13 protein-coding genes are annotated in these 12,536 nt (G+C 61.2%); 5 read left to right on the top strand and 8 right to left on the bottom strand.

The features are described 5' to 3' along the window. Window positions 1–11: 11 nt before the first annotated feature. Window positions 12–908, bottom strand: a complete 897-nt coding sequence (locus tag ASE58_RS06220) for an SHOCT domain-containing protein (RefSeq protein WP_235513510.1) — start codon at window positions 906–908, stop codon at window positions 12–14. A 171-nt stretch (window positions 909–1,079) separates the two neighbouring features. Further along, entirely contained in the window at window positions 1,080–1,274 is a 195-nt protein-coding gene (locus ASE58_RS17480; RefSeq protein ID WP_082467701.1) for a hypothetical protein, read from the bottom strand. 135 nt (window positions 1,275–1,409) lie between these two features. Here ASE58_RS17480 and ASE58_RS18490 point away from each other — a divergent pair, with 135 nt between their 5' ends. From ASE58_RS18490 to ASE58_RS18555, 3 genes are read left to right on the top strand one after another with little or no spacing between them, the layout of a single operon-like run. Continuing rightward, entirely contained in the window at window positions 1,410–1,976 is a 567-nt protein-coding gene (locus ASE58_RS18490; protein ID WP_327196326.1) for a thermonuclease family protein, read from the top strand. A gap of 10 nt (window positions 1,977–1,986) precedes the next feature. Beyond that, a complete protein-coding gene (locus ASE58_RS06215) occupies window positions 1,987–2,262 on the top strand; it encodes a hypothetical protein (RefSeq protein WP_055818857.1) in 276 nt (91 codons plus the stop codon). Next, window positions 2,252–2,437: a DUF6961 family protein gene (locus tag ASE58_RS18555; RefSeq protein WP_055818854.1), complete on the top strand. Its 186-nt coding sequence runs from the start codon at window positions 2,252–2,254 to the stop codon at window positions 2,435–2,437. The genes ASE58_RS06215 and ASE58_RS18555 overlap by 11 nt, the downstream gene beginning before the upstream one ends. Before the next feature lie 94 nt (window positions 2,438–2,531). Here the strand turns inward: ASE58_RS18555 and ASE58_RS06205 are convergent, their stop codons facing one another. From ASE58_RS06205 to ASE58_RS06180, 6 genes are all read right to left on the bottom strand, one after another. Beyond that, the gene (locus ASE58_RS06205) at window positions 2,532–3,800 is read right to left on the bottom strand and encodes a Y-family DNA polymerase (protein WP_055818852.1); all 1,269 of its coding nucleotides are present in this window, start codon (window positions 3,798–3,800) and stop codon (window positions 2,532–2,534) included. Beyond that, window positions 3,797–4,222, bottom strand: a complete 426-nt coding sequence (locus ASE58_RS06200; protein ID WP_055818849.1) for a LexA family protein — start codon at window positions 4,220–4,222, stop codon at window positions 3,797–3,799. Before ASE58_RS06200 ends, ASE58_RS06205 begins: the two co-directional genes overlap by 4 nt. An 822-nt stretch (window positions 4,223–5,044) precedes the next feature. Next, window positions 5,045–5,869 carry a hypothetical protein gene (locus tag ASE58_RS06195; protein ID WP_055818846.1) on the bottom strand — a complete coding sequence of 275 codons (825 nt, stop codon included), beginning with the start codon at window positions 5,867–5,869 and terminating at the stop codon, window positions 5,045–5,047. Next, a complete protein-coding gene (locus ASE58_RS06190) occupies window positions 5,866–6,138 on the bottom strand; it encodes a hypothetical protein (protein WP_055818843.1) in 273 nt (90 codons plus the stop codon). The genes ASE58_RS06195 and ASE58_RS06190 overlap by 4 nt, the downstream gene beginning before the upstream one ends. Window positions 6,139–6,898: 760 nt before the next feature. Next, a complete protein-coding gene (locus ASE58_RS06185) occupies window positions 6,899–7,285 on the bottom strand; it encodes a DUF2958 domain-containing protein (protein ID WP_055818842.1) in 387 nt (128 codons plus the stop codon). Window positions 7,286–7,296: 11 nt separating this feature from the next. Next, on the bottom strand, window positions 7,297–8,358 hold the full coding sequence (locus ASE58_RS06180; protein WP_327196332.1) for a PGN_0703 family putative restriction endonuclease: 1,062 nt from the start codon (window positions 8,356–8,358) through the stop codon (window positions 7,297–7,299). A 554-nt stretch (window positions 8,359–8,912) separates the two neighbouring features. Here ASE58_RS06180 and ASE58_RS06175 point away from each other — a divergent pair. Together ASE58_RS06175 and ASE58_RS06170 are read left to right on the top strand one after the other, a co-directional pair. Beyond that, a complete protein-coding gene (locus ASE58_RS06175) occupies window positions 8,913–9,902 on the top strand; it encodes a HamA C-terminal domain-containing protein (protein ID WP_200909301.1) in 990 nt (329 codons plus the stop codon). After that, the gene (locus ASE58_RS06170; RefSeq protein ID WP_055818835.1) at window positions 9,899–12,523 is read left to right on the top strand and encodes a DEAD/DEAH box helicase; all 2,625 of its coding nucleotides are present in this window, start codon (window positions 9,899–9,901) and stop codon (window positions 12,521–12,523) included. The genes ASE58_RS06175 and ASE58_RS06170 overlap by 4 nt, the downstream gene beginning before the upstream one ends. Window positions 12,524–12,536 lie beyond the last annotated feature (13 nt).

Genomic DNA, 12,536 nt, shown 5'->3' with positions numbered 1-12,536 from the left:
GACGCCGGTAACTATCTTGCGAGTAGCTTCGCCTTTTGCTGATCAAACTCGCTCTGCGTGATCAGGCCGTCGGCCTTTAACTTACCAAGCTTGGCCAACTCATCAGCCACTGACATTGTTGACGCCCCTGCTACCGCTACTGCCGCCGACGAAGAGACCGCCGGAGCCGCAGCGACTTGTTCGGTAATTTCCGGTCGATATGCGCGCGGAATGTTCAGCTTAGTGAGCGTTCCAGCGCGACTTACCTCGACAGGGTAGCTTGGCGCCTTCGCCGCCTTAACGAGCGCATCTAGCAGATCGTCACTTTCTTTAAAACGCTTACCCGCCACCGACGTGATCTCGTCCCCAAGCTGGATGCCGCCCCGGCTCGCTGCAGATCCAGGCTCAACAGACGTGACGCGCATGGTGAATGTCTTGCCGCCTGTTACCGGTTCAAGACCAGCACCGAGAAAGGCATGGTTTGGAAACGTCGTTCCCTTTGGCGCCTTTCCACCTGCGGCAGTCATAAAATTCATGGCGCCATTATGGAACGCAGGCCCGGAAAACTCTGTCCGCCTGACCTGTCCGAACGCCATTTGCAGTTCCATCCAGCCGGATGCTTGCACGCGCGAAACGCCAGCGACGGTCGCCACATTATACTTGAAAAAGCGCCGCGGAGGGGTCGAGTAGCTGTTCCCCATCAAGAGCGTACCCATCAGCGACTGCCCAAAATTCATCGGCGCTTCGCAGATAACCTCAGATGCTGTGGAAGATACGACGCTCCAGTGCGCATCGATGCACTTCGACGAAATCTTCCCGACAACATCCGACACGGGTTCAGCAAACATCGTTTCCGTGGCGCCTGACGGCGTCACAGCAAAAAATTCGTCCGCGAACGCCGGAGCAGCATTTAGAAGCGCGACCGCCATCGCGGAAGCTCGCAGCATATGCATTAGGTCTCATCCCCCCGTTACCTCCCGCCCCCGTGGGAAGTTGCGCATTGTTCCCACGGTAAGACCATCATCGGCAAGGGATAAATTTGACTGGGAGAGGTGGGCCGTCGGCTCCCCTCCCCAGCCGTTAAGGATGGTTTCAGTTCGTTACTTGATCGGTTTTGCGCCGGGCGTACCACATTTGGCGAACTTGCCCCTGGCATCCTTGCACTTCACCGGCTTCGCTGGCGCCGCGGCCGGGCATTTCACGAAGCGTCCCTTCGCGTCTTTACACGGCGCGGCAGACGCAGGAACGGCCGCGATCGAAGCGAGCGAGAACGCGAACACTATGGTTTTCAGCATGACATCCCTCCACAGCCCAACGGGGCGCTAAACCATACGCCTCCCCGCCCCCGCTCTTCAATTGTGCGTTTGGCATAGTAGCGCGGGAGCCTTCGCCTTAAACAAATGTCCATTGTCACGTGACACCCATCGGTCATGTCTATCGTCGCCCTCACCTGTGCCCTCATCGCCATTGATGGCGACACGCTCCGCTGCGGTGCAGAGCGTATCCGCCTGCTCGGCATTGACGCCCCTGAGATGCCTGGTCACTGCCAAGAGGGGAGAAATTGTGCGCCGGGCGATCCGGTCGCTTCCCGAAACGCGTTGGCGGAACGCGCCAAAGGTGATGCAACTATCGAACGTATCGGGCGTGACCTATACGACCGCACGCTCGCCCGCGTCCGGGTCAACGGCGTTGACCTGTCATGCTCGCAGCTCGCAAGCGGCCACGCCATCTACCGTGCCGACTGGGATCAGTTCGCCTTCATCGCGACAGACTGCCCCGGCGCCGCTGCCACGCCTGTGAGGCCGGTCGGCCGTACGTCGGGGCGGCCGTCCCTTCGCCAACCGCCTGCCACAAAGGCAATGGGCAACTGGAGCTACCGCAATTGTGGCGAGGCCCGGCGAGCAGGGGCTGCACCGCTACGCCGGGGCCAACCAGGCTATGGGACGCATATGGACGGCGATGGTGATGGCATCGCCTGCGAGCCAATCAGACGATAGATAGGTGCAGATGGCTGCTTTCGACGATTCGACCGATCCCACGCTTGGCGCGGCGTGCAACCGCCTCGCAGCGTTCTGCGAAGCGCTGCCGGCTGATGCTCTCATCGACCGAGCGTCGGGCCTGACAGAAGCCGATTTGGCGCTCATTCTGCGAAACCTGTACGCAACCCGGCAGCACGTTCCGCTTGAGGAGCTCACGCTCGAACAGGCTGCGGTTCGCACCGAAGAAACCTCACCGGCCCAAGCCGACACGCGCAGATCACCCTGGGCCCGTCATGACGGCTGACGAGGAACGATGGAGCGAAGCGCTTTTGGCGCTTCGCCTCTACGGAGCTGCTACCCCTGCCTGGATCGCGGAACGGATCGGCGCTCTAGCCTTAGCTGGTGACGAAGCCGGGATCGCTCGGTTCAAGGATATGGCTGCCCGTGTCGACGCTCTGCGAGACGGCACGAGGCAATGAAGCCACAACGGCAGCTACGGTTCTACGTCGAGGTGACCCTGGTCAGCTGCTTGATGGCAGCTACGCTGCTTTCCAACCTGTGGAACGTCTTACGCTAGGCACGAACAGTCGGCACCTCCTCGAGCCGCGTCGTCCATGCTGGTGACCGCATATCAGACCGCAACCGCCACTGCCGACGAAAGCCCTGGGACGCGGTAACGGCGGTGAACTTCCCAAATCGACCATTGACCTCGTCAATCGCTGCCATGAGCCTACTGCGGGGCGCGGTGTCGCCTTCGAACAGGGTACGGGGACGCTGCTCGGCAGGTAGTAGGTCGTCCAGCAATACACCCGCCTTGGTATAGGCATAGCCGTCGCGCCACGCCCGTTCGGCACAGCGCCTCGCGGCGGCAATGAGTTCAAGACTGTCACTGGTCATGGGATGCAGTGAGGTTGACCTCGACCCGGCATATTGCGGCCGGTCGGGCTTGTGCCGATTGGTATGGAAAAAGACGGTGAAGCGGCCTGCGACAAGCCCGTGCTGACGCAGCTTCTCGCCCGCGCGCATAGCATATTGCGACAGCGCGCCCATCATCCCGTCAAAGTCATGGAGCGGCGTTCCAAATGAACGAGTGACTGCCATACCCTTGCGGGTCGGCTCGACCGTCTCAACAGCATCCGCCGGGATACCTTGTAGTTCAGCGACCAGTCGCTCGAGCACAACTGTACCAACGCCGCGCGCCTGCTTGAGCGGCATGTCGCGCAGCGCCGCGGCCGTCGTGATCCCTAGATCTGCGAGCTTCCGCGCGGTGGCACCGCCAACACCCCATATGTCGTCCGTGGGGAAGGTCGACAGGACCACTTCACGGACGCCCGCATCGCGCAGGTCTGCGACACCGCCAAATTCCGGTCGTCGCTTAGCAGCGGCATTTGCGAGCTTTGCCAGCGTTTTGGTCGGCGCAATCCCAACGCAGGTCGGGATCGTCGTCCATCGCCACACCCGTTGCCGCAACGCATGCGCGTGCGCCACCAGATCGCGCTCCTCGAACCCGGCGAAGTCGAGAAATATCTCATCAATCGAGTAAATTTCGAAATCACGTACGAACGCTAGGCATGCGGCCACCACCCGCCGCTGCATATCGCCGTACAGCGTATAGTTTGACGACCGAACCTTGATCCCGTGCTGGCGGATCAGGTCACGCAAGTGATGGGCCGGGTCTCCCATCTTAATGCCAAGAGCTTTGGCTTCAGCCGATCGCGCGATGGCGCAGCCGTCGTTGTTCGACAGCACGATCACAGGCACGCCCACAAGGCTGGAATCAAACGCCCTTTCACACGAGACATAATAGTTGTTGCAGTCGATGAGCGCGATTGGCGACGTCACGACACCTTCCGGGCGACGCCGACCACCACGCCCCAAATCTCGACATATTCGTCGACAAGGATATGCGGAAAATCAGGGGATTCAGGCACCAACCAATGGCGTCCATCAAGGTATTTGAGGCGTTTGAGCGTTCGATCACCGTGGACCAATGCCACTACGATTGCGCCTGTCCGCGGGCGTTTGGCCCGGTTCACGACGATTAAATCCCCATCGTTGATACCAGCGCCGGCCATTGAGCCACCTTCAACACGCATGATGTAGGACGCGGCTGGATGCTCGACCAAATAGGCGCCGAGATCGATCGGCTCTTCCATGTCATCCTGTGCGGGGGATGGAAAACCGGCCGGTGTGCGGACGAGAAAACACGGGATCGAATGGGGGATCAGCTCATATGCAACGTCGTAAAGCTGTACCGTACCCATAGCGCCTGTCCCGAATCACCAAGGCGGTCCATGTAGCGCCGTCTAGAACATAAAGTGAACACGCAAAATCGTACGGTTAGCGCGCGATAGGCCAGATCGACGGTCACGGAGGACTTACCTCCGCCCATGCACGCGTGCGTACGTGCGTACGTGCATCGTCACCGTTGCAGATCGAATGCTCTGACGCCGGCTGCCAGTTCCCTTTTGGGGACCTGTCTAAACGGGCGGATTGCAAATCGCCGTTAGCATGAAACACTGCTCAATGCGGTTGTCCTACCGTGGCCGACGGACGGGTAGCACTCCCTTGCAGTCTGTCGGCCCACCCTGGCCGCGAACAATGGTCTCCGGCGTCTTCTCAGTAATGATTTGAATACGTTCGACGTGTAACTTGGGCAGGTTGCCGCTCTGCGGTTGTCGGTTGTCCTATGGCACGACAGGGCGGCGGCACGCTTCTCCCAGGAGCGCCGAACCTCGCCCCCTAGCTCTCCAGCCGGCGGGCGAGGTTCGATCTTCTCTTGGTAGAAACAGGCCGATCTGCCGTCGCTTCCGTATTCGGATACGGGCTATCAATGCGCGTGCGGTCTTCCTGTGACGGCAGTGAATGCGGGTAGCGGAGCGCGGATACTCAGGCGCCAATTACGCCTGAGCGACCGCCAAGCGCCAGCAAATGCAACTGCATTGCATATGGGCACTGACAACGACGTGGCCCCAGCCGCAACCCGTTTCGCTGACCAAATTTGCCAGGGCCATATCGCGGCGAAGCTGCGCGAGCGAATGGCACCGGCGCAGGTAGATTTACCTACCGGAGCCCTATCCCCCAATTCATTCCTGACGGAGGCAAATCTCTGCTTCACTATTGGTCCAGCAATCGCCCTTCCGGACGCCCGTGCCGAGCGGACGGCTCGCATCCGCTCCGCCCCGTTCACCGTTCCAACTGCCGGTTGCCGCACCGCCCTGAACATCGACCTGCGCTGAGAACCCGCTTCCATCGGTCGTATCATAGACGGTGAAGCTTCCGGCAGGTTCACCGACGAAATAGCAGACACCATCCATGATACGGCGTCCGCCAATCGCTACGCGGCAGGTCGCCTCGATCATAGACGATGCTTCTACCTGCGCGGGCTGCTCTTCCTCGTCGGCTGGAGCTTCGTCTTCGACGAACTCCCCGTTCCGACAGCGCTTCACTTGATATTGGACGAGCGGGTCGCCGCTATCGGCGTCGGTGATATTCCAAGTCCCTACATCCCCTGTCTCGAACGACAGCGTCTGCCCTGGCTGAACCGAGCCCAATGCGCTGCTGAAGTCACTCTCGTCGACAACCACGTTCAGGTTGAGCACGCGCTTCGAGCTGTTTTGCAGCAGCCCTTTCGCGCCCTCGCAGAACACGTTGCCGTTCGGCCCCTGTCCCAAATCCTCCCATGCAGGCGGATTGGCACGAAGCTTATCGGTGATGAGAAAATCCGGTGAGGTAGCCTCGACCACCGCCGGCGTTGCCACCGCGATCGGCGTCGCTTGATTGGTCAAAGCCTCGACGCTGTTGCCGTCAGCCTCATCGCTTCCGCCCATGGTGTAGGCGGCCAAACCGAGCCCAAGAAGCAAGCAGATGGCGACGAACAGCAGCCCGGCCTGGACATGCCGGCCCTTCACAGGCTGCCCCGATCGCGGTCAGCGGCACGGTTCAGCGCGTCGGCAATATCCGCCAGCCGATCATGAATCGAGATGAACGTCGCAGTGACGCCCAACCCAAGGATGGTAGTCACCGCAACCCCAACCGCGATTGCGATATAGGTGATGCGCTGTGGTGCGGTGGCAAGCGGCCCGAACATCAAGGCAGTACCAAGCCAGACGCCGCCGATGAGGCCAAACGCCAACACCAGCAAAATGAGCCATCGATAAAGATCGACAAGAAAGCGCATTACATTGTTCCCCTGTTCTGATGCCAAGCGCAGCCGCCGGCTAGGGCAAGCGGACGCAACGCGTTCCGCATGATCCGCCCATCGTGCCGACAATTTGAATGCGTCCGATCTGCGCCGCCCCTCATGTCCGTTCGGGGCGGCGGCCAAAGCCGGATGTTGGAAACACTGGCACTGCTCAGCGCGCATGCGCCTTTACCGGCAAGCCGGCTGGACATGCGCGCATGCCACCCGGCCGAGAAGCTCGACCAGGTGCAGCACAAAGAGGTTTCCACGCCCCGCTCTCGAGTGTCGCGAGAGCGCATCAACCCTAAGCGCCTGAGTGACGCCGATGCAAGTTGAATACAGAGCGACAGTGGTAACCGTTACGTCAATGGCGGTCCCTCAAACCGCTTTCTAAAGGTCCTTCCACCATGGACAGGGCGTGGTGTTCAGATGATCGAAGCGAACGCCATAGTCCCGGGGAGCCCATCTATCGGCCCGCTCTGCGGGCTGCCGGAGGACCCGATAATCACTGCCTCGGATCGCATCCGGCTCCGGATCAAGTAATGCCCTACCCCCTCGGATCTCTCGGATCGTTGCCCATCCACACGAACCCCGCCCCGTCCAAAAGCTAACTCTCTGGCCAACCACAAAGATGGGGGCTTTATCCACGCGGACTGATCCATTTCACCTGGCGCACAGCGCCCACGGGCTTGCTGGTAGGTAGCGCTCTCACCAATCAACCATCATCCGTCCACCCACGCGTGGTTTTCACACAACTTTACGGGTCGTCCGCTGAATCCCGCGTTCGAGCGGATAGGCCAAGCAGCGGCACAATCTTCCCAGCCGCGCGAGCTTCACCCAGGTACGCCGACAGTGGTCCGGCGGGCTCGAAGCCCTGATCTAGTTCGACTGGCAAACCCAACGAGCCGCGCAAAGCGGCAAGTTCGCGCAAATCGACGTAGCCAAGCTCAGGAAAGCCCAAGCCTAAATCGCACAATCCGAACGCGCGGTCGGCATCGACAGGATCAACCTCGGTCAGCAACCAGGTCGCTTGAGCATCCGGCGTGAAGAGCTTCACAACAGGCGCAACGTCGCCATCACCCCCAAACGCTGCATGCTTCCCGTTCTCCTTCAGCCGCTCCCACGCCGCTGCGGGTATAAACATTGGCCGCGGCATCAGCGAACGTGCCGCACAATTTTGAGCGGCGCTGACTTTCGTTCTTTGCGTGCAGGCCATTTTGAAACACGTGCCTGAACCGCGGCTCGAACCAATTCATCGATCCGCTGCCAATTGAGGTACCGCTCGAAGAGCGCGGCAGCAGCTTCCCCTGCCCCAGCCCGTTCCATTGCAGCGACAAAGGCGTCCAGCGTGACGTTCACGAACGGAACTTGTCCCGGCACGTTCGGCGTCAGAAACGCGCGATAGAGCTCTGCTTGTCGCTGCACTCGAACGTTTGCTGCTGGCGCCACATTGACGAACACGGCTGAAGGCCAATCGCCGCGCATTACGGACGCCTGTGCCAAAAGGTGTTCGCGAAACAGCTGCTGCAAAGGGTTGACCCGCAGAGCGACATGATAGGAGTCTTTGAACAACCCCGAAGCCTCGGCGAGATCGTCGTACCGGCCTATCTCACACGGTGCGCTGTCGTACAGCCCTTCGGTGTATTTGAACTCCATTGCGATCACACCGCGATCATAAAGATGCTGGCTCCCGGCTGGCCGACGAAAGTACACGACACAATCGTGCGCACTGTTATCCGCGGTCAGCGACGGGTCGCGGCGTCCCAGACTGTGCTCGAAACGGATTGCAGCTACCTGACCGACGTCCTGATCCGGCAGCAAGTTTCGAAAGACGCGGGTCGCGATGTCCAAGTTCGCTGCGAGCGTCAGCATCACCTGCAAGCATAGCGTCGTACTAGATAGGCCATTGGACAGCACCCGCGTCGACGGCATAAACGCCCCCGGTTCACGATAGGCGATAACATGCTGTGCCATCGCTGCGAGTTCGGGCGTTAAGAAATTTCGGCCAGCTGCAGCCGCCGCTGGACTTAGTCGTGATCCGAGCCGTCTCGTACGGCCGTCAGGGCGCTGATGAACACCAGTCGGAATTTTTCGATCGCGCAACCACAGCGCTTGCAGAAGACGCGCGCAAGCTTTCAACCTGTCGTCGTTGTGCTCGTGTACATGATATCGCTTTAACACTTCGATGGGCACGATTGGGAGCGGTGACTCCGACATTGCGGAGGAAGATGACAGTAGCTTCATCGAGTATCCTCTTCAGATCCCCACAGCGGGGCAGTCAAAGAGAATTCATCGAATGCCAAAATAAAAATACATCGCTCAAAGGAAACAAAGTCATCTGAGGGTAGAACGGGGGCACTCCAATGACCAAATCTGGTGGAAACCGGCCTGTCCGTTTTTGGCCGGCGAGACGGCTAAGCCGACGTTCGTTCAGGCCGAGTTACGTCAGCCTGACCGTCGTTGCTAGAAATGGAGTGGACGCCGTACGACTGCATCGAAGTGCATTATGAGGCGGCAGTATCACCAAGGAAGGCGTCATAGGCAGGCTCGGCCGGCCGGAAGCGAGGGCCGCGCAACTATCGATGCGACAGAGCCGGAATGACTGGGGCGTTTCACCGTACAAGAGCATCCTGCTGATCACCTAATTCGGCCCACCAGCATCCTACGTCAACAGCCTAACTGCCTATGTCGACGTCTTGGCTTGCACCCGCGACGGAAGCTCGTCACCTTGCTTAGCCTATTAGCTATGCTAATCGTGTAGATACAACGAGTTGGTCATCCTTGAACAGGGTTGTAAATCTGGGGGAATCGATCTGTCGACGATCACTGCGACCGATCTCGAAGCCGCGTTGACGGGAGATCCGGAGGCGCTCGACGTCCATCTCACTTTGATCGAGCGGGATGTGATCGTGACCGGACAGTCGGTGAAGGTGCACTGCCATTGTCTGGCGATTGACGGAAACGGACGGGTCCAGCTAAGACGGCTGGCCGAATTTATGCGGAATGCGGCGGCCATCTACGCCCTGCCGCGCTCCAAGATTGCAGAGGCAAAAGCACGCGATGCGCGGTTCAACAGCACCGAGGCGGTCGCCGAGCTGGTGGAGCGGGCGAAGCGGTCGTTCACGGACCTCGCCACGACCGGTGAGGGCGGCGAGATGCTCCTGTATCTCCTCGCAGAGCGCTTCCTCAAGCTCCCGCAAATCCTCTGCAAGATGGACCTCAAGACCGATAGCCGCGTGCACTACCACGGTGCCGACGGCGTGTACGCCGGAATCACGTCGGAAGGCGTGCTCAAGCTCTACTGGGGGGAGTCGAAGGTCTACGCGACCCCGGCCGCGGCGATCTCTTCGTGCCTCGACTCCCTGGCACCGTACCTCATCGAACCCGACCACGAAGGGTCGGAACGCGAACGCGACCTCCTGCTCCTCAGCGACAAGGCCGATCTCACCGACGAGCGCCTGACCAGTGCACTCAGGAAGTACTTCGACCGCTCCTCGCCGATGTCCAACCGAGTGCGGTACTGCGGCGTCGCGCTAGTCGGATTCGGCGTGCCGTTCTATCCGGCGGAGGGGGCGTCCGCGCTTGCCGACGAGATTGCCAAGGCGGCGAAGACGGCGCTCGTCGAATGGGTCGGCAAGGTCGGTGAAGGGGTGGTCAAGAACAAGCTCGAGACCTTGGAGATCGAGTTCTTCTGCGTGCCGCTGCCATCGTCCCAAGGCTTTCGGGACATCTTCCTCGAAGTGATGGGCCTCGCGAAGTGAGCCTGGCCGACCTGCAGGCCTGGCTGCTCAAGGAAGGGGTCGGAGACGAGATCGCGGCACTGACCCGGATGACGGTGCGATCCGAATTCAGCGGCCTCGCCGTAGACGACGGTCCCGGTCCCGAAGACTTCGACTGGCAGAGGTTGATACTCGCCGGCAGCATCCTCGCAAGGTCGGAACGGCGGGGCGATCAGGAGGCTGCCCTCCGGATCGCCGTGTCCGCCGTCTCCATGGTCGAGGACGCGCAGGTCCGGGACGGAGGCGCCGTGCTTCTCGGCAAACTCTCGAACTTCCGATCGGTTGACCTGGCGGTCGATCGCGGGCTCATCGCCGGGAGGTTGGACGAACGTCTCGGCCTGTCGTTGCGCATCGAGGCGCAGCGCCGGGAAATGGACCGGTCGGTGCTGGTAGAGACCACCGGACGATGGATCGAGGTAAACGAGTTCCAGCAGCGTTTCTGGACCGGAGCATCGACTTCGGCATGGCTCTCCGCCTCCGCCCCCACGGCGTCGGGCAAGACCTTCCTCGTCTTGCAGTGGCTCGTCGATCAGATGGGGACAGGCGGTTCAACGATCGCCGTCTACCTCGCGCCGACCCGAGCGCTCGTCTCGGAGATCGAGTCGAACCTCGAAACCATGCTCAAGGGCCGCCCCGGCATCGTGGTGTCGTCACTGCCGCTCAGGACGAAGTTCGACGCCGCCCGCTCTGGAGGCTCGCGCCTCATCCTGGTGCTCACGCAGGAGCGCATGCACCTGCTCGCGAACGTCCTCGGCGGCGACTTCTCGGTCGATCTGATGATTGTCGACGAAGCCCACAAGATCGGCGACGACGGGCGGGGCGTCATCCTCCAGGACGCCGTGGAGCGCGCCACGCGGCTCAATCCGCGCCTGAAGCTGATCTTCATAAGTCCAGCGACGCAGAACCCCGGCGAACTGCTCGCCGACGCGCCGCCCGACGTCCAGACCGTCGCCGTCGACAGCGACGCGCCGACGGTTCTGCAGAACCTGATCCTCGCCAGGCAGGAGAAGGGGAAGCCGCGGCGCTACGCACTCGCCGTCAGGCGTGGCGACGCGGAGGTCGAGGTCGGCGTTCTCCAGCTTCCGAGCACGCCCGCGACCTTCTCGAAACGATTGGCGTTTGTCGCCGCCGCGGCAACGGGTGCGCGGGGCGGAACCCTCGTCTACGCCAACGGCGCCGCCGAGGCCGAGGACATCGCCGACTTCATCAGCCAGCTGCAGCCCGAGGCGGATCTCGGGGACGTCCATCCGGAGCTCGCCGCGCTGGCTGACCTCGCGCGGAAGGGGGTCCACCCGCAGTTCCGTCTGGCTCCGCTGGTCGAGCAGGGCGTGGCCTTCCATTTCGGCAACATGCCCTCGCTGCTGCGGCTTGAGATCGAACGCCTCTTCAGGTCCGGCAGGATCCGCTTCCTAGTGTGCACATCCACACTCGTCGAAGGCGTGAACCTATCGTGCAGGACGATCGTGGTACGCGGACCCCGGAAGGGCAAGGGCAACCCAATGGAGCCCCACGACTTCTGGAACCTGGCCGGTAGGGCTGGGCGGTGGGGCGACGAGTTCCAGGGCAACATCGTCTGTCTCGATCCGGAGAACGTAACGGCATGGCCGAGCGGTGTGCCGCTGCGCGCCCGCTACCCGATCCGCCGCGAGAGCGATGCCGTCCTCGACACAGGACATGGCCTCATCAACTATCTTACCGCGCGCCTGGAAGGCAGTCCCGGCGAGCTCGACGGCGTGGAGGAGTTCGAGCAAGTGGGAGCGTATCTGCTGACGACGTTCATGCGGCTGGGATCGATCGCGAAGGCTGACTTCGCCAAGCGTCACGATCCCGCGTTCATAGCGAAGCTGGACGGGGTGCTCGAGACAATCGCCACCGCCATCGAGATCGAACCAGCGCTCGCGTCGAGGCACTCGGGCGTGAGCCCGATAGGCATGCAGCGCCTGCTGGAGACCTTTAGACGCTATCCGGGCGAACCAGAGAACCTCGCGCCGGTGGACGTTGCCAGCGACGACTGCATGGACCGCTTCATCACGATCATGCGCAGGATCAACGCGAGCCTGTTTCCGGCTTTCACCCCGGACAAGAGGGTCGCGCTCTATGCAATCATCGTGCTGCAATGGCTGGAGGGCAAGTCTCTCGCGAGGATTATCCGCCGCAACATCGCGTGGCATGAGGATGTCGGTAAGGACTACCAGCTACCGGCCCTAATCCGGGACACGATGGCGCTGGTCGAGCAGATCGCCCGTTTCCGCGCGCCGAAGTACCTGTCGGCATACGTAGACGTGCTCCATCTCCACTACCTCGAGATCGGTCGCGAGGACCTAATCGACCACAACATGGACATTGGCACCCAGCTCGAGTTCGGCGTGTCGTCACGTACGCTGATCTCGCTGATGGAGTTGGGCCTGTCGCGCATGACCGCGGTCGCGCTCTACGAGAAGATCGCCAGAGACGACCTCGACCAGACGCAGGCGCTTAAGTGGATGGCCGATCGCTCGGACCGGCTCGACGGCATGGACCTGCCTGTGGTGATCGTGCGGGAGCTTCGGGAAAGGCTAACCCTCGATGACGGCGTGGAACCCTCCAATCAGACAACAACATGAAAGGTATGACCAC

Source organism: Sphingomonas sp. Leaf9, from assembly GCF_001421355.1.
GTDB lineage: Bacteria > Pseudomonadota > Alphaproteobacteria > Sphingomonadales > Sphingomonadaceae > Sphingomonas.
Note: the sequence above shows the minus strand (reverse complement) of the source record. Positions and strands in the feature narration are given on the sequence as shown.